General features: G+C 50.5%; 14 protein-coding genes. 9 read left to right on the top strand and 5 right to left on the bottom strand.

Annotated elements, in window-relative coordinates:
* Nucleotides 1-13: 13 nt before the first annotated feature.
* Complete coding sequence (locus tag ACJJIY_RS09000) at nucleotides 14-442, bottom strand: acyl-CoA thioesterase (protein WP_413664453.1); 429 nt, start codon at nucleotides 440-442, stop codon at nucleotides 14-16.
* A 480-nt stretch (nucleotides 443-922) separates the two neighbouring features.
* Here ACJJIY_RS09000 and fabV point away from each other — a divergent pair, with 480 nt between their 5' ends.
* From fabV to ACJJIY_RS09040, 8 genes are all read left to right on the top strand, one after another.
* Entirely contained in the window at nucleotides 923-2,101 is a 1,179-nt protein-coding gene (gene fabV / locus ACJJIY_RS09005) for an enoyl-ACP reductase FabV (protein WP_413664454.1), read from the top strand.
* Between the two features lie 111 nt (nucleotides 2,102-2,212).
* Entirely contained in the window at nucleotides 2,213-3,256 is a 1,044-nt protein-coding gene (locus ACJJIY_RS09010; protein WP_444912153.1) for an NADP(H)-dependent aldo-keto reductase, read from the top strand.
* A 149-nt stretch (nucleotides 3,257-3,405) separates the two neighbouring features.
* Nucleotides 3,406-3,639, top strand: coding sequence for a DUF2789 family protein (locus ACJJIY_RS09015; RefSeq protein WP_413664456.1), 234 nt, complete (start codon nucleotides 3,406-3,408; stop codon nucleotides 3,637-3,639).
* Nucleotides 3,640-3,745: 106 nt separating this feature from the next.
* Entirely contained in the window at nucleotides 3,746-4,711 is a 966-nt protein-coding gene (gene lpxL, locus ACJJIY_RS09020) for an LpxL/LpxP family Kdo(2)-lipid IV(A) lauroyl/palmitoleoyl acyltransferase (RefSeq protein ID WP_413664457.1), read from the top strand.
* Nucleotides 4,712-4,803: 92 nt separating this feature from the next.
* The gene (gene dapA, locus ACJJIY_RS09025; protein WP_282934185.1) at nucleotides 4,804-5,679 is read left to right on the top strand and encodes a 4-hydroxy-tetrahydrodipicolinate synthase; all 876 of its coding nucleotides are present in this window, start codon (nucleotides 4,804-4,806) and stop codon (nucleotides 5,677-5,679) included.
* Between the two features lie 34 nt (nucleotides 5,680-5,713).
* The gene (locus ACJJIY_RS09030; RefSeq protein ID WP_413664458.1) at nucleotides 5,714-6,907 is read left to right on the top strand and encodes an NlpB/DapX family lipoprotein; all 1,194 of its coding nucleotides are present in this window, start codon (nucleotides 5,714-5,716) and stop codon (nucleotides 6,905-6,907) included.
* Nucleotides 6,907-7,680, top strand: coding sequence for an MBL fold metallo-hydrolase (locus ACJJIY_RS09035; RefSeq protein WP_413664459.1), 774 nt, complete (start codon nucleotides 6,907-6,909; stop codon nucleotides 7,678-7,680). The genes ACJJIY_RS09030 and ACJJIY_RS09035 overlap by 1 nt, the downstream gene beginning before the upstream one ends.
* Before the next feature lie 74 nt (nucleotides 7,681-7,754).
* Nucleotides 7,755-8,585 (top strand): sulfite exporter TauE/SafE family protein, encoded by an 831-nt coding sequence (locus ACJJIY_RS09040; RefSeq protein ID WP_445359445.1) that lies wholly within the window; start codon nucleotides 7,755-7,757, stop codon nucleotides 8,583-8,585.
* A 63-nt stretch (nucleotides 8,586-8,648) separates the two neighbouring features.
* Here ACJJIY_RS09040 and ACJJIY_RS09045 read toward each other — a convergent pair whose 3' ends face one another.
* Nucleotides 8,649-10,181: a peptide MFS transporter gene (locus ACJJIY_RS09045; RefSeq protein WP_445359446.1), complete on the bottom strand. Its 1,533-nt coding sequence runs from the start codon at nucleotides 10,179-10,181 to the stop codon at nucleotides 8,649-8,651.
* A 382-nt stretch (nucleotides 10,182-10,563) separates the two neighbouring features.
* Between ACJJIY_RS09045 and ACJJIY_RS09050 the strand changes: the two genes are divergently transcribed.
* Nucleotides 10,564-11,700, top strand: coding sequence for a tetratricopeptide repeat protein (locus tag ACJJIY_RS09050; protein WP_444895124.1), 1,137 nt, complete (start codon nucleotides 10,564-10,566; stop codon nucleotides 11,698-11,700).
* A 94-nt stretch (nucleotides 11,701-11,794) separates the two neighbouring features.
* On the opposite strand, the gene ACJJIY_RS09055 is transcribed toward ACJJIY_RS09050, so the two are convergent.
* From ACJJIY_RS09055 to ACJJIY_RS09065, 3 genes are all read right to left on the bottom strand, one after another.
* On the bottom strand, nucleotides 11,795-14,503 hold the full coding sequence (locus tag ACJJIY_RS09055) for a TonB-dependent receptor plug domain-containing protein (RefSeq protein ID WP_444895123.1): 2,709 nt from the start codon (nucleotides 14,501-14,503) through the stop codon (nucleotides 11,795-11,797).
* Nucleotides 14,504-15,461: 958 nt separating this feature from the next.
* On the bottom strand, nucleotides 15,462-18,299 hold the full coding sequence (locus ACJJIY_RS09060) for a TonB-dependent receptor plug domain-containing protein (RefSeq protein WP_444895122.1): 2,838 nt from the start codon (nucleotides 18,297-18,299) through the stop codon (nucleotides 15,462-15,464).
* A 272-nt stretch (nucleotides 18,300-18,571) separates the two neighbouring features.
* Nucleotides 18,572-21,139, bottom strand: a complete 2,568-nt coding sequence (locus ACJJIY_RS09065) for a TonB-dependent receptor (RefSeq protein WP_445359447.1) — start codon at nucleotides 21,137-21,139, stop codon at nucleotides 18,572-18,574.
* Nucleotides 21,140-21,374 lie beyond the last annotated feature (235 nt).

Below are 21,374 nucleotides of genomic sequence, written 5' to 3' on the forward strand. Positions count from 1 at the left end.
CTCCGGGGTAGAGTCAGCTGGCAATTCTGCGTTCGCGAACCTCCCGCTCTTGTTGAGTAACAATTCGGGCCTGTTCCAGAGACATGCCGGCCTTTGCGTGAGGGGTGGGCTTGCCATTTGCGTCCAGCGCGACAAAAACAATTTGGTCCACTTGCACAATCAGCTGCTGCGACTGTTTGTTGCGAACCTCGCAGTGGACTGTGAGCGAGGTTTGGCCGATACCAACCACTTCGAATCCAAACTCCACCACATCACCGCAGCCAGCGGAGCTGACGAAGTCAATTTCCGACATCAGTTTGGTGACCAGCATTGGAGTACCCATCTGGCAGCCGGCAAAGATTGCTGCTTCCTCATCAATCCAGGACAGTAGCTGTCCGCCAAACAGGCGCTGGGCAGGATTGAGGTCTCCGGGTTTCACACAGTGTCGCGAATAGTATTTCACTCTGACCTTCCTAACTTACTACAGGTTTAACAACGCTCGAGCCATCCCTGGCTTGCTGTATGACAGCGAAAAGCTTCCTTCACTGGTGAGACTGCATACAGCGTGCCAAGCCAGAAAAAGCGCGGTTGATGAGTTTTCCTGTGGAAATATGTCAATTAGCCCTTTTGTGGCACCGGCTTGGCGCGACATTAATCACTGTAGCCCCTTTTATGTGCAGGAAAGTCAGGAAATATCGATTTCCTGTTTGGGTTTTGAACAGGATGTGGCGCTTTGGCCGGGATAGTAGATATTTTGGACGTCATCTATCGATTGTGGGAAATACCGCTATGGGACTCCTCGGCGACAGAGATTAGAATGGCCCACGAACCTGACCCAGGCGTCGCACTCACGACCTTGGGTTGATAGTTCTCCGGAGCGCCACCAGCGTATCTGTAATCAGGTAACAACGATTCCCAAAAGACGAAGGGAGAGACTGTAAGGATGATCATCCAGCCGAAAGTACGCGGTTTTATTTGTACCAATGCCCACCCGCAGGGCTGCGCTGCTAACGTACGCGAGCAGATTGAGTATATTCAGTCCCAGCCAGCGGTCGAAAATGGGCCCAAAAAGGTGCTGGTGATAGGTGCCTCCACAGGCTACGGCCTGGCATCACGAATTACAGCTGCTTTTGGTTGCGGCGCAAGCACCCTTGGTGTGTTTTTCGAGAAGCCGCCTACTGAAAAGCGCACGGCTTCTGCGGGTTATTACAATTCCGCAGCTTTTGAGCAGGAGGCCCACAAAGCGGGGCTTTACGCAAAGAGTATCAATGGCGATGCCTTTTCAGATGAGGTGAAAGCCCAGACTGTAGATATGATCAAAGAAGACCTCGGTCAGGTTGATCTCGTGGTTTACAGCTTGGCATCCCCGCGTCGCACAGATCCGAAAAGCGGTGAGCTGTATAGCTCTGTCCTCAAGCCCATTAACAAATCTTACACTGCCAAGAATCTGAACACTGACAAGCTGGAGATCTCCGATATTACTTTGGAGCCGGCGAGCGACGAAGAGATCGCAAATACCGTCAAGGTTATGGGTGGTGAAGACTGGGAACTGTGGATGCAGGCCCTCGGTGATGCCGGGGTATTGGCTGATAACTGCAAGACTGTGGCTTATACCTATATCGGTGAAAAGTTGACCTGGCCGATTTATGGTCACGCGACTATCGGTAAAGCTAAAGAAGATCTTGATCGCGCGGCAAAAGCGATCACCGATAACGGTAAGGCTGCGGCTAACGTTGCCGTTTTGAAGGCGCTGGTGACCCAATCCAGCTCTGCTATTCCGGTGATGCCACTCTATATCTCTCTTGCGTACAAAATCATGAAAGAAGAGGGGACTCATGAGGGCTGTATCGAACAGCTATACCGCCTCTACACTGAGGGGCTCTATACCGATACTCCACGTCTCGATGATGTGAACCGTTTACGTATGGACGAGAAAGAGCTGCGCCCTGAGACCCAGGCGAAGATCGAAAAGTTGTGGCCAGAGGTAACTGCTGAGAACCTGTTCGACTTGACTGACTTCAAGGGCTATCAGGCGGATTTCCTCAAGCTGTTTGGATTTGGTGTTGATGGTATTGATTACGATGCCGACACCTCACCCATTGTAGATACCAAATTTGGCTGATTTTATGCGGGACTCCATTTGGGAGTCCCGTTTCCCCTTCCGTAACGCACTCCTACAACTCTTCCTAGCAAAGCTGCATAATCCGGTTTTTCGGTTTATGGGGGCTTTTCAATGGAGTATCGCCAACTCGGCACCACCAACCTTAAGGTAAGCCAGATTTGCCTGGGCACCATGACTTATGGTGAACAAAATAATGAAGCTGAATCCGCTGAGCAACTCGACTATGCAATATCTCAAGGGGTTAACTTCATTGATTGCGCGGAAATGTATCCCGTACCGCCACGGCCAGAAACCCAGGGCCGAACCGAGGAATATATCGGCAACTGGTTGGCTGCGCGAGGAGGCAGGCACCAGGTTGTTGTCGCAACTAAAGTGGCGGGCCGCAGTGCCGCCAATTCAGGTGTTGGCCATATTCGCTCGGGTCCCCGTCTGAACCGAGAGCAGATTTTGCAGGCCTGTGACGATTCCTTAAAACGTTTGCGCACTGACTACATTGACCTCTACCAGGTCCACTGGCCTGAAAGGCAAACTAATTTCTTCGGGCGCCTGGACTATACCCACGGCAGCGACGATGGTGTGTCTATAGCTGAAACATTGGGCGCACTCGAGGAGTTGGTTGAGCAGGGCAAGGTTCGTCATATCGGTGTTTCCAATGAGACCCCCTGGGGTATGTTTGAGTACCTGCAGCAGTCGATTGCCTACGGGAAGCCAAGGATTGTATCGATTCAAAACCCCTACAGTCTTTTAAACAGGGCTTTTGAAGTTGGCTGCGCTGAAATTGCTATTCGCGAGAGATGTGGCCTATTGGCGTACTCCCCCCTCGCATTTGGGGTTCTTTCGGGTAAGTATCTGGGGGGAAGGAAGCCTGAGGGTGCGCGACTTACCCGCTATGATCGCTTTCAGCGCTACGCCGGAGAGCGAACCCTGGCTGCGACCCAGGCCTATGTGGATTTGGCCCGGGAGTTTGGTCTGGACCCTGCGCAGATGGCACTGGCATTCGTGAATCAGCAGCCATTTGTCACTTCAAATATCATTGGCGCCACAACTATCGAGCAATTGCGTTCCAATATTTCCAGCGTTGAAATTACCCTGGATGGTGAGCAATTAGCGGCTATCGAAGCTATACACCAGGGGAATCCCAACCCGGCGCCCTAAAAGGGCAGAGTCTGAATTCTATTGATGAAAGCCTGTGATGCCTCTGAAAGCCCCGCAGGAATAATGCGGGATGAATCAGGGGCTGCCCAACTATAATTGGGGTAGTCGCCATGAAAATATGGCTGCCAGAATAGATAGCGGTAATCGTTATGGAAACTACTGGACATCACACACTGAAGGACCTGTTTTCCCAGTTGGGGCTGGCGTCTGAAGATGCACAGATCCATGAATTTCTGGTCACGCACTATTTGCACCGTCACGAGAAGCTTTCCTCCGCCTCCTTTTGGAGCGATGGGCAACGAGAGTTCCTGGAGAATGCCATCTTGGATGATTCGGATTGGTGTGTCGCAGTGGATGAGTTGGACACCCTGTTAAGGCACTGACCTCCTGTGGTTGTTACTCAGTCCCCGCTCTCCTCGCATAGGGTATACTACGTCGTTTTCAACCGACTTAGGTTGCGCCTCGGCGCCACACCCTGATATAGATCTGATGGAAAAACCCCGATTTCGCGCGGCATTGCTGCATCCTCGCTACTGGCTGACCTGGCTGCTTTTTGCACTATGGTTTTTGATCGCGCAACTGCCCTATCGCTGGCAGTTGGCCATGGGCCGTGCGTTTGGCCGCCTAATGCTAAGAGTAGCTACCAGTCGACGCACGATTGCTGAACGCAATCTTGCGCTGTGCTTCCCCGAGCTGGGGGAAGGTGAGCGAGCTGAACTTCTTAGGCGTAATTTTGAGTCCAGTGGAATCGCCTTAATGGAAACCGGCATGGCCTGGTTTCGCTCTGCCGTATGGTTACGAAAACGCTTTACCTTTGAAGGGCTGGAAGCCCTGCAGGCCATCCAGGCCCAAGGCCAGGGCGTTCTCCTGATGGCTATGCATTTCACTACCCTGGAAATCGGCGCCGCCATGATGGGGATGAGCATTACTCTCGATGGCATGTATCGGCCGCACAAAAATCCGGTTTATGACTACATGCAGCGCAAAGGGCGAGAGCGCCATACTGAGAATGGCAGTGTTTATCAGCGTAAAGATGTGCGCGGGGTATTGCGAGCCCTGCAGCGCGGGCGTGCGGTCTGGTATGCTCCGGATCAGGATTATGGGATTAAGCAGGGGATCTTTGCTCCTTTCTTCGATGTTCCGGCGGCGACTGTTACGGGAACCTCACGGTTCGCCAGGGTCGGCAAGGCCAAAGTGGTGCCCTATGTGGTGACACGACTGGATGATGGCTCAGGTTACCGTTTGAAGATTTACGATCCTATTGATCAGATCCCTTCGGGAGATGAGCTGCAAGATGCCATTTTGGTGAACCAGTTTATCGAAGCGCGTATTCGCGAGGCCCCAGAACAATACATGTGGGTGCATCGCCGTTTTAAGACCCGTCCTGAAGGGGCAGAAAATGTGTATCACGGGGTACGCAAAAAGAAAAAGAAACGCAAAAGAGTGGCGAGCTAGTCGCACTGGCGCAGATACCCTGGCCTAAGTAACATACTGAACTGACTCTGGCGGTGGTATTCCGGGTGGAGTGCAAAAAATAAGGAGTGAGGATGTTAACCGGTAGTATGGTGGCCCTGGCCACCCCAATGTACGCAGACGGAAGCCCGGATTGGGACAGTCTGCACAACCTCGTTGAGTGGCATATCGAGCAGGGGACCCGAGCACTGGTTGCTGTGGGGACTACCGGTGAATCTGCAACCTTGGACTTCAATGAGCATATTGAGGTTATTCGACGTGTTGTGGACCAAGTGGCAGGTCGAGTGCCAGTGATTGCTGGAACTGGCGCAAACTCTACTTCTGAAGCGATTGACCTTACAGAGAATGCCGCCCGATGTGGTGCAGATGCCTGCCTACTGGTTACACCTTATTACAATAAGCCCACCCAAGAAGGCCTCTACCAGCACTATCGTGCGGTGGCCAAAGCTGTCTCCATTCCCCAAATTCTCTACAATGTTCCCGGCCGCACAGCAGTAGATATGCTGCCAGAAACGGTACAGCGCCTGGCGTTGGTCGGCAATATCGTAGGCATTAAGGAGGCCACTGGTGACCTGGAGCGGGCTAAGGTTTTAATAGATACTCTGCCCGAAGGGTTTGCCGTTTACTCTGGCGACGATAGTACCGCGGTTGAACTAATGTTACTGGGTGGTCATGGAAATATTAGTGTAACCGCTAATGTGGCCCCCGCAGCAGTGGCCCAAATGTGTGAAGCGGCGCTGGCCGGTGATGCGGTGACTGCACGGACAATTGACCAGCGAATACAAATATTGCACAAAGTGCTGTTTTTGGAGTCCAACCCGATACCGGTGAAATGGGCTCTCCGGGAGATGGGTCGTGTCGACGGTGGAATACGCCTGCCTCTGACAAGTTTATCCCCTGAGCACCACGGAACAGTGCGCGAAGCTCTGCGCAGTGCCGGTGTACTCTAAACCCGCGAACTGAGAATTAACCAGGATAGCTTTAATGAAAAAATTGACCGTTGGAGCCGGGCTCTTTATCTCCAGTATTACACTGGCGGGGTGCGGTGTGTTCGGCAACGATGGCTATTTCCGCGATCGCAGTAATGATTACCAGCATGCCGATAGCCTGACGCCTCTGCGGATACCTGAAGGTGTTAATACCAAGCACCAGGAGGAACTCTATGAGATTCCGCAGATTGCAGGAGAGCAGCTGGCCCAGGGGGATTTTGAAGTTCCGCGTCCTCAAGCGCTTTCAGTGAATGCGGGTCTGGAGAGAGTAAAGATTCAAAAGCTCGGCGGAAATCGCTGGGTGCTGGTATCCCAGCCTCCTGAAGAGGTGTGGCCCCAGTTGCACCAATTCCTTCGCAGCTCAGGCTTGAATATAGAAATGTCAGATGCCAATGCGGGTGTGATGGAAACTGCCTGGATGGCCTTTAAAGAGAGTCCTGACACTAAAGATAAGTATCGCTTGCAGGTAGAAACCGGTGTGCAACCCGATACGACAGAGATTCATGTGCGCCACTTGTCTGTGCCTTCTGCAGCCCCGGTTGGCGGTAGCGTTAATTGGCCTGATCGCTCTTCGAGCCCTGAGCGTGAAGGGTGGATGATTGATGAAATGTCCACGGCACTGGCGTCAGAAACAGCTGCTGCTACAGCGTCTTTGGTTGCCCAGGCAATTGGTAGCAGCTCACTTAAGGTCCAGTTGAGGGAGCCTGCTGGTCACGAGCCCTATATTGCAATGGGGCTCGAAATGGATCGGGCCTGGGCTACTGTCGCTCATGCTGTGAATTCTGGTGCTTATCGCCTGCACCGTGAAGATTCCGATATTGGACTTTTTTACGTCACCTACGATGAAGACCGTGCACTTGCTTCTGATGAGGAAGATGGCGACGGAGGCTGGTTCTCCTGGGGTAGCAAGAGCGATGAAGATGAGCTGGCAGAGAGCGCTGATCAGGTAAGCCTACAGCAGATCTTGGCTGGAATTGATATGACTGAGGGGGCTGAACCTGCTCTCTTCAAGGAAATCAAAGGCCTGGGAGTAGGAACCGCTACAAGCGAGGCTTATCCCGGTTATCTGATTGTTATTCGTGGTAATGACGATGAGATTGAAGTGCGCGTGCGCGATACTCGCGGACAGCCGCTTTCAAAGAATGAAGCTTCCCAGCTGCTTCAATCTATCCAGCAGAACCTTATTTAATGGGCCTGCGCTTCGCCTCTTTGGGAAGCGGCAGTAAAGGCAATGGAACAGTGGTCGCCAGTGGCGACCACTTTCTTTTGGTTGACTGCGGTTTTACCATCAAGGAAACCGAACGCCGTATGGCGCGGCTCGGTATGTCTCCCGCTGATATCTCTGCGATTGTGGTTACCCACGAACACAGTGATCACCTCTCTGGTGTAGGTCCACTTGCGCGCAGATATGGCCTGCCTGTCTACCTGACGCCCGGTACTTTTAAGGCGCGTGATATTGGCAAGTTACCGGAGTTGCACTTAATTGAGGGGCACCAGCCTTTTGTTGTCGCTGATATTGAAATAACCCCGGTCGCGGTTCCCCACGATGCTCGTGAGGCGGCGCAGTTTGTGTTTCGCTGTCGCGGTAGCAGTCTGGGCTTGTTGACGGACTTGGGGACTATCACCCCTCATGTTGAAGCGCACTTTGGTGATTGTGATGCCTTGGTTCTAGAGGCAAATCACGACCCTCTGATGCTCGCTCAAGGGCCCTATCCACCTTCGTTGAAGCGACGCGTTGGAGGTGCCTATGGCCATCTGAGTAATCAGCAGGCTGCTGGCTTTCTACAGCGCGTTGGCTATGAACAGCTACAGCACCTGGTTGTAGCCCATATCAGTGAAAAAAATAACAGCCTTGCCCTGGCAAAGGAGGCCCTGGCAGAGGTTGCCGAAACAGTGGAGAGCTGTATTTTTGCCTGTCAGCAGGAAGGGTTTGACTGGCTTACAGTGGAAAGCCGAAGTTAAGGTCGCTATCTATCCCCAGCTTATATCTGTTTAAATGCGACAAAATTGTTTGTCGTATTTAAACGGGGTGGGCTATGGAAATACTACTGGTTTATTTGTTGGTCGGTGCCGCTGCTGGAACTATTGCCGGACTATTTGGCGTAGGTGGTGGCCTGATCATTGTCCCTGCCTTGGTTTTTGTTTACACCGCTATGGGGATATCCCCTGAAATCCTCACCCACATGGCTGTGGGTACCTCCCTAGCAACAATCATTGTCACATCAATAAGTTCAGTGCGCGCCCACAATAAGAAAAGGGCGGTGGACTGGAAGATCTTTGGAATTATGGCTCCAGGCATTTTAATCGGCTCCTGGGCCGGTGGTGCCACTGCTGAGTTACTCCCCGGTGCCTGGCTGCAGCTGCTGATAGGCGTCTTTGCGATCGTGATTGCGGTGAGGATGTGGCTTAGTGGTGCCCGGCACGATCAATTAACGGAGGGGGCCGGCAACTTGCCAAGGTCATCTTTATTGCTATCTGCTGGGGGAGTTATCGGCTGGGTATCGGCGATTTTTGGTATCGGTGGGGGCTCACTAACCGTTCCATTTTTATCCCGTTGCCGGGTGAAGATGCAGCGTGCGGTCGCTACGTCGGCGGCTTGTGGTCTTCCCATTGCGGTTGCGGGTGCGCTGAGCTTTGGTTTCCAGGGCTGGGGCAATCAGCTTCTACCAGCATGGAGTAGTGGCTATGTGTACTGGCCTGCGTTTTTTGGAATCGTTGTCACCAGCACGTTTTTTGCCCGCTTTGGTGCCAATCTCGCCCATCGCCTTTCTCCCAAAATGCTTAAGCATTGCTTTGCCGTTTTGCTGTTTATTATTGGGGCGCGCTTTATCTGGCTGAATGTCGGTCTGTTACAAGGCTTGCTTTAGGCGAGGGAAAATAAAAAAGGCCACTGTATAGCAGTGGCCTTTTTTTTGGAATACAGCTAAGTATTAGGCCGTTTTAGTAGAGCCTTCAGCTGTCGCAGTATTCTGGGGTGCTTCTGAGTCAGTTTCCCAGTACTTGGACTTGAGACTGATCAGGGCCAGGATGATACCCACTCCGATTGTGAACAAGCTGATTTGCAGGAATAGGTTTGGCATCTCAGCAACATTGTTCGGATCAAAGTTACCTGACAGAAGACCGGCAAAGAGGTTGCCGATAGAGTAAGTCAGAACAAAGACACCCATCATCTGGCCAGCAAAGCGGCGAGGAGAAAGTTTACTTACTGCACTCAGGGCCACTGGGCTCAGGCAGAGTTCACCGACAGTGTGCAGGAAGTAAGTGGCTACCAGCCAGTAAGGAGCAACTTTCAGGCCCGCTGCTGCATATTGAGCGGCAAAGAACATTACCAGGAAGCCACTGGCCATGATGATCAGGCCAAGTGCACACTTCAGCCCATAGGATGGGGTGATCATGCGTTTGCCCAGGTTAATCCACAGCGCGGCAAAGAAGGGGGACAGGGTAATGATAAAGATGGAGTTAAAGCTTTGTAGCCAGGAGGTTGGCATTTCAAAGCTGCCAATCAGGCGATCCGTGTAGTCGCGGCCGAATAGGTTCAGTGAGGAGCCCGCTTGCTCGAAGCCCGACCAGAAAAAGGTAGAGGCTACACAGACTAGGAATAGCGCCCACATTTTCTTTTTCTCTGACCCGCTCAGCTGGCCGCCAAAGTAGATAAAGCCAAAGTAGGCAAGGAAGGTCAGGGTGAAGGCTACAGCTACGTACTTGGCTATTTCTACCGGGTTGATGGTGATAGTGCCGTTCATCACCAAGCCGGTAATCACTGCAACACCGACTACAACAGCACCAATTATGCGCCAAGCCAGTTTTGCCTTTTCTGGCGAAAGCGGGTTCTCGGGATTGAGGCTTGCGTCCCCCAGATTGTGGATAGTGCGGCGATACTGGATCAGGCCAATAGCCATCCCCACAGCAGCGGCACCAAAGCCCCAATGCCAACCGACATTTTCACCGAAGTACCCGCAGACGGCATAACCGATGATTGAGCCCATGTTGATGCCCATATAATACAGTGCGTATCCACTGTCGCGGCGAACATCATCTGGTTGGTACAGGTGTCCAACTGCTGCACTGATATTGGGCTTGAGGAGGCCTGTGCCGGTAGCAACAAGGATCAAGCCTATAAAAAAGCTCCAACTGGTTGGGATCGCGAGCACAATATGGCCACACATAATGATGATGCCGCCGTACCATATGGTGCGTTGTCTTCCTAGTAGGCGGTCTGCAATCCAGCCACCGGGCAGGCCGAGGAAGTACACGGCGCCAGTGTAGAGCCCATAAATAGCTCCCGCTGCTGCAACGGTAAAGGCCAAGCCCTCTTCCTGAAGGCTGGCTGTCATAAACAGCACAAGCAGGGCTCGCATACCGTAGTAACTCATCCGCTCCCACATTTCGGTGAAGAAAAGTGTCGAGAGCCCTTTGGGGTGGCCAAAAAAGCCAGCGTCATTTTGGTCTGTATTTGACGACATAAGCTGAAATTCCAGTTGTTATAGCTCTAATGCAATATGTTGTTGCATATTTAGGAAGGTAGCCTGGCCAGGGAACTGAAATTTCGGTGCCCTTTGGTTAGCCAGGTAAATTATCCGTGTGTCAGAGTACTATTTCTTTCCTGTATTGCTCTTGTTTAAAGAGGTCGGGACTTATCCGGGCTTGGGTGGATGTTTTCTGCCAGCTCCAAGGCCTAAATGTTTGTAGCGCCTACCTCCTGCGTAACTTGGAAAGTTTACCAGTTGTCTATTTAACAGGCGAACCGAAGTGAGGGGATTTATATAAATGGCAACAGGGTACTTCTATTTACGTTAAATTGGTGTTAAATCCCATAAGGCTAAAAATATTGAGGGGAAAATAACGATGAAGACCTCACTAGCTTTTATTCTGGTCCTGTTTGTTTCTAGCTGTGCCCAAATTCCCCCTAAATACTCTGGGGCTGTTGATATAAGTAACGTCCTTAGTGGGCGGGCTATCCTCAATCGGTCAGTTTTGCCGGCGGAGCTGCCCGATGAGGATCTCCTGGGTCTCGACGCTGATGTATTGGCCTATTTGGATACTATCGCTCCTGCAGAGTCTCCGTCTAAACGGCTACAGTCTTTAGTGGATGGCTATGGACGAGGTGACTTTCAGGTCGAATACAACCCCAACAGTACTTTTCCAGCGAGTAAAACTTACCAGCTACAGCGGGGTAACTGCCTAGCGTTTACCTTAATGATGGTTGCTATGTCTAGAGAGCTGGGTGTGGAGGCCTATTTTAATGAGGTGGATGTGCCTCCGGTTTGGGGGCAGGATGACTTTGAGGTTTTTACCGTCTACCGTCATGTCAATATGGTTTCTGAATATAGAAATATTCGGCGAGTGATTGACTTTAATCTGGCAGTCTACGATCCAACTTATAAGCAGCAAAAGCTTGAAGACAGCACTGCGTTTGCCCTTTATTACAGTAATCGGGGGGTAGAGTTGATGCGTGCGGGAGATAAGGAGCGAGCATTTCTGTATCTGCGCAAGGCGCTACAGTTACAGCCGGAAAGAGGGGACCTTTGGTCAAATTTAGGGGCTTTCTACAGCTATTTCGACCTTATTGATGAAGCTGAGCAGAGCTATCTGCATGCATTGCAGCTGCAGAGAGGCAACCTTGTTGCGGCCAGTAATCTGGAGAGACTTTATCGCAAGACAGGTAGGGAGAGGTTGGCTGATGACTTTGCGAGCCGTGTGCGTTATCACCGCAACAGGAACCCCTATTACCTTTATTATCAGGCGCGGGAAGCCTATGAAAACAATAAATTTAAACTCGCTGAAAAACGCCTTCGAAGGGCACTGCGGGCAGATCAGAGTGATCATCGATTTCATTTTTTGTTGGGGTTAACTCGGTACCGGCTTGGTGATATCGCGGCCTCCAAAGAGAGCTTTACTGAAGCATTTTCACTAGTTGGTAATTTGGATGTAAAAAATAGATATACAAACAAGTTGAACCTTCTGCTGAGGACCGGGGATTAGATTCGGGGGTAGCAGCTTTTACAAGGTTATTTCACTTGAAACAAAAAAAGGCGCCAAAAGGCGCCCTTTTCGGCTTGACTTAGAAAGTTAGCACTTAGAACTGGTAAGTAACGCCAGCCCAGGCATAGCGGCCCTGGAAGTCGTAAGTACCATTCCAGTCGCTGCCGGAAGTAGTAGCCGGCTCGCGATCAGTAACGTTGTCGATACCCGCAGTAAGCCGCGTAGTATCATTCACATCCCAGCCTGCCTTTAAGTTCAGGTAGGTGTGGGAGGGCATGTCCAAGTATGGGCTGTGGCCATCACCAATGTACTGAATGTCAGCTCCGAAGTCCCAGCTGTCGGCGTACCAAGTTGCGCTGGCAAGGCCGCGCCACTTAGTGTAAGCCTCACTGTTAGTACCGATATAGTCTACGCGGTCAGTGGTTTGGTCTGTCTGAGAATTGTACTCTTCGTACTCAAGCAGGTGAGTTGCTTGGGCACGCAAGGCTAGCTTACCAGCGTCGTAATGGAAGTTTTGCACTACATCAATATCGATACCACTGGTATTGATCTCTCCGATGTTCATCAGAGAGCCCTCCAGGTACTCGATTTGGCCACTGTCGCTGCGGCGAACCAGTGCACAAGCTGCTGCGTTGCCATCACGGTAACAATCATCCAGGATCTGCTGGGTGTCAGCTGAGGTGATTGCGTCTTCGATTTCAATTTTGAAGTAATCGAGGGTGATGGACAGATCTTCAGCGAAAGCTGGAGTCCATACGATACCTGCGGTGAAGCTAGTAGATTCCTCTGGCTGCAGATCCTCACTACCACCGATGTTGGTTGGTACTTGGCTGCCTGCCTGGGTGAAACCTGCGCCTACCATGCTACAGTTTGCACCTTGGCCTGCCTCATTACTACTGCTGGTGTCACAGGGGTCAATGAGGTATTCATAGCTCTGGGCAGAACCGCTATATAGTTCATAGATGCCTGGAGCACGGAATGCAGTAGACAAACTAGCGCGGAAACGTAGGTTTTCCGTTGGTGCGTATATAGCGCCAAGCTTGTAGGTTGCCTGACCGCCAAAAGTGTCATAGTCAGAATAGCGAATAGCTGCGTCAAAGGAGAGTTCATCAGCAAGGTCGAGGCCAGCCAGGATTGGCAGGTTGAACTCTGCGAACACCTCAGTTACTGCGAAGTCACCAGAGGTAGCATCTTGTTGATTGCTAAAGGTTTCGCCTAGCTGAGTTTCTTCACTGGGATTGAATTCACCAGACTCTTTTCGATATTCAACGCCAGCAGCAAACCCTAAGGTTCCACCTTGGAACTCAAGAGCGTCGATATCTCCAGTCAAGCTGGCGCCGACATTGAGCATATCGTATTCGTTATCTTCGCGATCGGTGTAGCTAATGTAGTCAATGACTTCATCACTCATACCGCCCAGGAATTGAACATCTTCTTCGGCAATACCGCTTACACCATCAAGAATTTCCTGAACTTTAGTCTTACTGATGGAGTTGCCAACGGTGTTATCACCCTTGTTCTTGCCGTAGCTTACGAATGCATCCCAGCCCCAGCCATTGGACAAATCACCACGCAAACCGGTGAGGGCACGGAAAGTTTTGGTTTCCTGTTCGGAGTCGCGAGTACCGCCAGCAACTGGGCGGAGACGTACATCACTGAGGCCGTCTTGCCAGTTTTCACCGTGGGTGGCTACTGGTGCAGTAGGCTCAAGATCTTTAGGGCTGCCTTGGGCCTCCCACTCTGCCACTGCTGCGTTGTATGCAGCGAGCTCAATTTGGTAAGCGTCTTCAGCTTCTTGCCAGGCGTCAGATAGTTGAGATTGAACTTCTGCTGAAAGGTGGTCAGCAGTGATATTCAAGCCGTTACCAGCGTACATCGGCTGGGCGGCGAGCTGCTGATTGGTAGTTTTAGTAGTGTAAGAACCTTCACCATAGAGCTCGATGGAGTCAGTAATTGAGAAGGTGCCGCTTCCAGTAAAACTGGTACGCTCCATAGCTCCCGACAGCCACATGTACTGGCCAATGTCATAGCTAGCGTAGTCGCCTAGGGTAGTCCCATCTTCAGCAACGCCGAAATTACCGTATGAGGTGAAGATATTACCGGTTGGGGACATGGAGCTTTGCAGCCCAGCCCAATCGCGGTCGGTGTAAGCGATCTCATCACGCTTGCTATGAGTAAGGTTGGCGATGAATTTTCCGCGCTCGAATTCTTGACCGAAAGTGATAGACAGTTCGCCATTCTCTCCACCACCAGATTCAGTGGCGCCGGCACGGGCATTAACACGCACACCTTCGAAAGAATCTTTTAGAACTACGTTGATAACACCTGCTACAGCGTCTGAGCCGTAAACAGCGGAAGCGCCGTCAGTTAGCACTTCAATTCGGTCGATCATATCTACAGGAATATTGTTCATATCCACTGCGGCGGCCACGCCAGAACTGGAAGATACGAAACGGCGGCCGTTTACGAGAACCAGGGTACGTGCAGAACCCAGGTTGCGAAGGTCTACAAATGAAAGACCAGCACCGCCGTTGTTGTCATTTGCATTGATACCAGTGGTACCCATAGAAGGAAGTTGGTTCAGCAGCTCATCAATGGTGCCTACACCGGAGCGTTGGATCGCTTCGGAATCAACCAGAGTAATTGGACCTGTAGTGGATAGCGGGTCACGAGCGATGCGTGAACCGGTAACAATTACTTCTTCTACTTCTGCGCCAATCTCAGCAGACTCTTGGGCGAAAACGCCAGTGCTGGCGAGGGTGCCCAGAGCAGCGATGGCTATGCTCAATTTGGTCTTAATCATAGTGGAACCTTCTTATACTTAAGGTGCTTATAATGCTTTTTATGATATGGGTTAAAAACTGTCGAAGCTGACTTTAATGCATTGAAGGTAAATATGGAACTTTTCCGATGAGTTTTTGGTCGACTTATGAACAATTCCGCTCAATATGTTTAGAGCATTTGGTTTGTTTTTTAGGCAGTACTTGGATTTTATTCTTTAAAACTGGTGCTTCAGGCAAGTTGAAGCCTATTTATAGCTTTAACGTAGTATGAGATTTTTTATCTGAAAAATTGAGCAAATAACGATCACACCCCTTTGCCATTGAAGGTCCTTTGAGAGGGGATGAGCAAGTTCTAGATAGTGAACCTCCTGTTGGTAACCCACCGTTCTCCAATAAGCCTTGCTTTACTGATTTACGACCTCTTCCGGCTTCTCAATGCTCGGTAGATTGGCTCAAGATAGTGCTTACGAAATGTCGGTGCTTGAGGACTGATGAGTTTTAGGGGGGGCCAATCAACCGTTGTGAGCTGATAGCTAGGATCTGGGCGATACTTGTGTGGAAAGAGTTGAGTGTTAGTCAGCAAATTAACTTGTTCTCCACATCTGTAAAGATAGTTTTGAGGTGTGCCTTGAGAGACTTTTGCTGCAATACGGGTTCGATTCTTAAAAAATGTTCACTGACTGGATTGAAGGCGTGATTGCCGCGGAGGAAGGGTGAACTGAAAAAGGTCGGAGCAGCAGCATTCATTCTGAAGGCCACTAGAAAAAGAGGTATTCGAGAGAATTGGGTTAGACGGGGGCAGCTGTTTCAATTAGTCCTCTTCTTGCCATCGGTTCACAAATTGGCAGAGATACCATATTGCGTGAAGTCTTAACCTTTTAAGAAGTGCTTTTTTGCCTATTGTTGTGTTCCATCTACCCACTGCTGAAAAAAAGCCCGCGACGCTAACGCCGCGGGCTTTACTAAGAATTTATGTTCTTAGAAGGTATAACCTGCATTCAGGTAGACAGTGCGACCGTAGCCATCAGAGTAACGCGGATCGAAGCCCAGCTGGTGACCAGCGCCACTGGTACGCAGGGTGCGCGGCGGCTCTTCGTCAGTCAGGTTGTTGATACCGAGTTTCAGGGTCAACTGATCTTCCATCAGGGCAACCTGGCTCTGTACGTCGAAGGTGATGTAAGAAGGAATAGAAAGTTGCACATCTTCGTACACGATCTGTTCAGAGCCCACGCCATTTTCGTCATAGACGGTTTCAGTAATATATGAGCCGTCGTCGTCGATTAAGCCAATGGTATTAGCTTGATCCAGATATCCGCTGCGGTAGTTCATACCCAGGTTGTGGGTGAAGATACCGTGGGACAAAGTGACGCCTGCACGGATCTGGTTACGGAAGGTTACTTCGTCATTTGCGCCGAACTTACCCATGCTAGAACCGAAGAGTGAGTTTTCATTCTCAATCATATAGGTTCCGCCCAGGGAGAGCAGCATATCACCGAAAGAGAGTTCAAGTGATTGCTCGAAACGGTAGTCGACACCACTTACTTCTGACTCACCGATATTGACAAAAGCTTGAATGATGCCGAGTTCGTCACGCCCTGTAGTGCTGTTGTGTACCCCTACAAACAGGTCGCGGTACTTTTCCCAGTTTCCAAATATATCTTGTTCGGGCAGATAATCGACCTGGTCTTCCATGGAAATGTTCCAATAGTCGACTGTGGCAGTGAAGCCGCTGTCAGTATCTAGAACAAAGCCCAGGGAGTATTGAGTGGAGGTCTCTGCGTCTAGTTCAGTATTGCCAACTTGCAGTACCTGAGCCTGGAACCCTGAGTTCGCAACACAGAGATTGCGCAGTTCATCACCAGCAGGGAATACACAGTCGAAGGTGCCAGAGGTTACTCCGAAGTTCACCAGAGGCTTAGCTAGCTCAAGCATGGATGGAGCTTTGAAGCCTGTGCCATAAGAGGCGCGGAAGGATAGATTATCCGTAGCCGCCCAGCGGGTGCTCAGCTTGTAAGTTACATCAGACATAGAACCGCTTACGCTGCCGAGGTCACTACCGTTAACTACCGCGTCGGTGCCACCTATGGAGTCGTAGCGCATAGAAGCAGTGAAATCCAAAGTGTCTAGCACAGGAAAAAGAGCTTCAGCGTAGACACCATACGTGTCTCGCTCAAGATCATAAACGTCACCAGCCTGACGGAATAGGATTAGGCCATCGCGGTTAGCGTCAGAGATACCTTCCTCATAGGTGTTACGGCGGAAGTCGATACCCGCTGCCAATTGGGCTTCACCACCGTCCATACTGAATAGCGGCATGTCCATAGACAGGTCGAAACCAGTAACGCTGGTTTCCGTAGTGCCGTAATTGCCATCGTAGATGGTAGGTGCAACCAATGCGACCGTGTCTTCTGACAGGCTATCTACCGGCTCGAAAATGTTCAATTGGCCAGAGCTAGCGAGCTCTGCAAACTCTTCAGCCAGTAAGTGTCCGTCCGGGTAATTCTCTTCTTGATCGATAGAGGCATGGAAGGCCGCAGCTTCAAAGTTGATGTCGCCAACGGAGCCGTTCACCCCTGCAACGAAATGGAAGGCATCGGATTTCCACTCGGTAACACGGTTACCTGCTGCTAGAGCGCGCCAAGTACCTGTAACTTGCTCGATGTCGGATGTGTCAACACTTGCGTAAGGCAGTACGTAGTCCTGAACCAGCTGAGAATCGATGGGCAGGGGTACTTGACCTGTTGGGTAGGGTGCGGTCTTAGATGTTATAGTGCGCTCGGAGTAAACCAGCTCACTGAAGCCTTCTAGGTTGTCACTGATGCGGTATTTTCCAGATAGGAAAATAGAATCAGTTTCTTTTTCTGGGAGGATAAATAGGGTGCTGGTGTAGTCGAAAGCACATACACTTCCAGACGGGGCATTATCTGGCGCACAATTACCGTTCGCTTCTAGATAAGGGTTAAAAGTTTCGGAGTTGGGAGCATTGTCCCCACCATTGGCGGCCTTCCATTCGTCTGTGTAATAGACGTAAGCGTTACCTGGGATGGAGTTGGTGGAACCATTAAAGAACAGACCGGTATTGCCGGTAGTGGGGTTGGTTACCGGAATGATACCTGAGCTAGCCCAGTCGCGGTCTTTTGCGGCTAGCTCGCTTTGTTCATGGTGGCTAAAGCTTCCGACAATACTGAAGCCGTCTTCATCCAGACTGCCAAAGCCGCTGGTTATGTCAAATGAGGCAATGTCGCCGCCACCGCTAGCCTCGGGCCTATCGTAGCGTACATTTATTGTTGTGCTGTCTACTTCTCGCTTAAGAATAAAGTTTACAACACCGGCGATAGCATCGGAGCCATACAGGGCGCTTGCGCCGTCAGTTAATACTTCAACCTGTTCAATAGCTGCCAGAGGAATGTGGCTCAAGTCAAACTCACTACCAGAGGTAGAGGAAGCCATACGCCGGCCGTTAAGAAGAACCAGGGTGTAACCGGAACCAAGGGCCCGCAGGTTGGCGGTTTGCAAACCGCCGCCGCTACCACCAACGGAATCAGCTGCAACGGTCATGCCTTGCATGGAAGTCAGCTTGGCCATTAGCTCAGGTGCAGAGGTCACACCGGTAGCGGCGATGGCGTCAGCGTCCATCACTTGAATCGGCAGAGCACCTTCCAGGTCGGCGCGCTGGATACGGGAGCCAGTTACGATTACTTCTTCAACCATTTCCGCATCTTCTTGAGCGAAAGCTGGCATTGCAGGAACCATAATTGCGGCAGCGGTGAAGCCCAGGGCTCCTTTTACGGCTGCGGACAGGAGGTTCTTTTTCATTGTCAATCCTCTCTTGATCGTTGGATTTTTAGTCTTTGGTCATTAATGACGATTGCTGGAAATAGCTACCCCCAAGTGGCTACTTCCCTCCCAACACTCCTATTAACGAGTGGCGGACGGAACCCCTCAAAAGAATCGTGTTTTTTTCTGATACTGCGTATTGTCAGGTTTGATAGGTTGGCTGATGTTTGCTTATCGGCCTACCTGCTTTATTTTTGAGCGCTTTGGGGGTGCGAGGAGCTGCAAGAGAGGTTGGAGTAGAATGGTTAAGCCTAGAGACTAAGAGAAAAACTTCCGTAAAAAAATCGACCTGTGAGGTCATAGGTTAGGTAATCGTGATTATTACTCTCGGCTGTTGATGCAAAAGGTGGAGAGCGGCCAAATAAATTATTGATGCCGAAAGAAAATCTCAACCGAGAATTCGAGGCATAGGCAATCTGGATGTCGTGGGATGACCAGCTGCTGATACTGCGGTTTTCGGTTGTGCCATCTAGATTGGTGAAGGTTTCTTTTAGATTATCGACGTAATGCATGGTATAGCCGGCATCCCAAGCCCCTATATTTAAATAGGCCCCAGCATTGGCTTTCCATTTTGGTAGTGATCCTAGGCCGCCGACGGAAGTATCTGTGAAAGTGCCGGATAGGTCTTCTTTGACTGAATTGGGGGAGCTCTGATTCAGGTAGTGAAGCATTTTGCTGATGTTCAAAGCCAGTTGTAGCTTCTTATCACTGTTCAACGGAAGGTTATAACGAAAAGCTGCATCATATCCGCGGATCTCTCGGCTTCCTTGATTTATGCGGGAAGCATAAATTTTGGTAATGTCACCACTCTGGTCGCGTATGACTAAATCGGTATAAAGGTTGTAGTAGGCATTTTGATCCAATAAGAATTGGGGGTTGGTGCCGATTACTTGGTTTTCATCTATATCATAGAGGTCAAATTTAGCTTTAAAGTCGGGGATTTGGAGTGGCTCCCATGTTACTCCGAGAGAGATTGTGCGGGATGTTTCGGGTGAAAGATCTGAATTTCCGCTAAATTCGGTTAAATATTGTATCCGGGAGCTATCAGATTGAAATCGGCAGCCGGGCAGATTATCTGCATTTGAGCTTGAGCAGGGATCGAACAGGAATTCTTGGGTTTGGTAGCCCTGCTGATTCATATCTGTCAAGGTCGGTGCCCTGAATCCCCTAGTATAGCTGCTTCGCACAAGTAAGGATGAGGTGGGTTTCCATCGCAAGGCTAGTTTTGGGTTGCTGGTACTCCCAAAATCATCGTAATGGGAGCTTCTGATAGCTCCATCCAGCCATAATTTTTCAGAGATTAGTGGGATAGATAGTTCCGCGAAGGCTTCTTTGACGAGTCGGGTTCCCTCAGTTGACCCGGGTGCATGCCCTCCAATAAATGACATTCCGAAATTATCATTTGAGTGAAGGTTTACATTTTCCCGCCTTAATTCAACACCTGCTGCAGCCAGAACATTTCCCGCCGATATTTTCTTGATGATGCCGTCGGTTATGAATGTGAGGGAGGTCATTCGTGAATTGCTGATCGTAACGCTTTTCCCCCGAATAAAATCCAATTGTTCTGCGTCGATACTACCGCTGGGGCCAAGAAGGTTGACCGCCACACAGGATGTTGTGGCATTACAAAGGTCTGGCCCTTTGAGGCCTAGAGATAGTGCGAAGGGATCTATTACATTGTTTAATGTCTCTTTCTTGCGGGTCTTATGGATCGAAGCACCCAGCTCCCACTGCCATTCGTCCCAGAAGCCTTTTACCCCAGTATTAAATCTCCAGGTGTTTGTTCGGTTGTTCTGTGTCCGTGGGCCAAGCTCAATAACGCGCCTGCGAACGTCGTAAACCTCTTGATTAAAAGTGTTGTAAATATTGTCGGCTGATATTGTTAGGTCACCATTGTCAAAGCGTGTAAATACCGGGGTCGGGGCAGACGTTGACTCCCCACTGGATCGAACTCCCATGATCTCAGAAAAAGCTTGCGCGTTATCACCGATATCTAGACTACCCGCTATGTATATTGAGTCGCTTTGCGTGGGAGTTATTGCTGAGGTGTAGTCACTGTAGTCAAATTTATCGTCAGGTGACCATTGCTGATATATCCCGGGTGAGAGATTGGTCAATACCTCATTTCTTTCCAGGGCGATAAACCCCCCCGGGATAGCAGATGACCGCTGATCGGTGCCACCAATTGCGCGGCTGTCTGCTGAGTTGGAGAGCCCTCTGTCTCGGCTCATTACTTTTCCTTGGCGCTTCTGGGCCAGATTAACCATTACATGGGAGTGATCTCCCCTCCACCCCCAAGTTAAGTGGTGGGATTCGCTCTGCCGGTCGCCTTGCGAAGCCTGTCCGTAATAGCTTTTTATTGAGAGTCCCTCAAAGTCGGTTTGCAGGATGATGTTCACAACCCCTGCAATCGCATCGGACCCATAAACAGCTGAGGCGCCGTCTTTGAGAATTTCTACCCTTTCAACAAGAGCTAAAGGGATGGTGTTTAGGTCTGTTGCCTCCCCATTGAATCCGTCGCTAATGATGCGCCTGCCGTTGAGGAGAACAAGGGTGCTGTTAGCAGGTAGGCCACGTAGCGAGACCGTCGCGGTGCCATCGCTCTCCAGGCTTACTGAAGTGCTTGTGGAGTTGCCAGAAATAGCAGGTAGAAACTTAAGCAAGTCGGCGACAGTTTGGGCGCCAGTCATTTCCAACTGTTCCCGCGAAAGTCGGTCAACCGGAAGGTACCCTTCTGATTGGAAGTGGCGTAAATGACTTCCTGTCAGGCTTTGACCGGTGACGGTCACCTCTTCAGTTTGCGCGACACCCATTTCCATTGGGACGGGGGTAGCCTGTTCAGGGGATTTAATAATTGCTACAGATGATGGGCCAACTTTTTTAAAGGATAGGGGGATCCCTGAAAGTAGTTCTTCTAGCGCTGGTTCAAACTGGCCTTCAGGGCTGTGTAAAGTTTGCTTGCTAACTTGAAATCTAGTCGCCGATGAGGCTTTCACAAGTAATGATATTTTGCACTGCTGGCCCAGTGATATCAGGGCTTTAGAGAGGTTCCCT

The organism is Microbulbifer maximicatervae (SeqCode) (assembly GCF_052468155.1).

Excerpts from the sequence above, each read along its gene's own strand:
- ACJJIY_RS09030 (WP_413664458.1), top strand. The coding sequence starts at position 5,714 with ATGAAAAAATTGACCGTTGGAGCCGGGCTCTTTATCTCCAGTATTACA.
- lpxL (WP_413664457.1), top strand. The coding sequence starts at position 3,746 with ATGGAAAAACCCCGATTTCGCGCGGCATTGCTGCATCCTCGCTACTGG.
- ACJJIY_RS09060 (WP_444895122.1), bottom strand. The coding sequence starts at position 18,299 with ATGAAAAAGAACCTCCTGTCCGCAGCCGTAAAAGGAGCCCTGGGCTTC.
- ACJJIY_RS09065 (WP_445359447.1), bottom strand. The coding sequence starts at position 21,139 with ATGGAAATGGGTGTCGCGCAAACTGAAGAGGTGACCGTCACCGGTCAA.
- ACJJIY_RS09040 (WP_445359445.1), top strand. The coding sequence starts at position 7,755 with ATGGAAATACTACTGGTTTATTTGTTGGTCGGTGCCGCTGCTGGAACT.
- ACJJIY_RS09035 (WP_413664459.1), top strand. The coding sequence starts at position 6,907 with ATGGGCCTGCGCTTCGCCTCTTTGGGAAGCGGCAGTAAAGGCAATGGA.
- ACJJIY_RS09055 (WP_444895123.1), bottom strand. The coding sequence starts at position 14,503 with ATGATTAAGACCAAATTGAGCATAGCCATCGCTGCTCTGGGCACCCTC.
- ACJJIY_RS09010 (WP_444912153.1), top strand. The coding sequence starts at position 2,213 with ATGGAGTATCGCCAACTCGGCACCACCAACCTTAAGGTAAGCCAGATT.
- ACJJIY_RS09045 (WP_445359446.1), bottom strand. The coding sequence starts at position 10,181 with ATGTCGTCAAATACAGACCAAAATGACGCTGGCTTTTTTGGCCACCCC.
- ACJJIY_RS09015 (WP_413664456.1), top strand. The coding sequence starts at position 3,406 with ATGGAAACTACTGGACATCACACACTGAAGGACCTGTTTTCCCAGTTG.
- ACJJIY_RS09050 (WP_444895124.1), top strand. The coding sequence starts at position 10,564 with ATGAAGACCTCACTAGCTTTTATTCTGGTCCTGTTTGTTTCTAGCTGT.
- fabV (WP_413664454.1), top strand. The coding sequence starts at position 923 with ATGATCATCCAGCCGAAAGTACGCGGTTTTATTTGTACCAATGCCCAC.
- dapA (WP_282934185.1), top strand. The coding sequence starts at position 4,804 with ATGTTAACCGGTAGTATGGTGGCCCTGGCCACCCCAATGTACGCAGAC.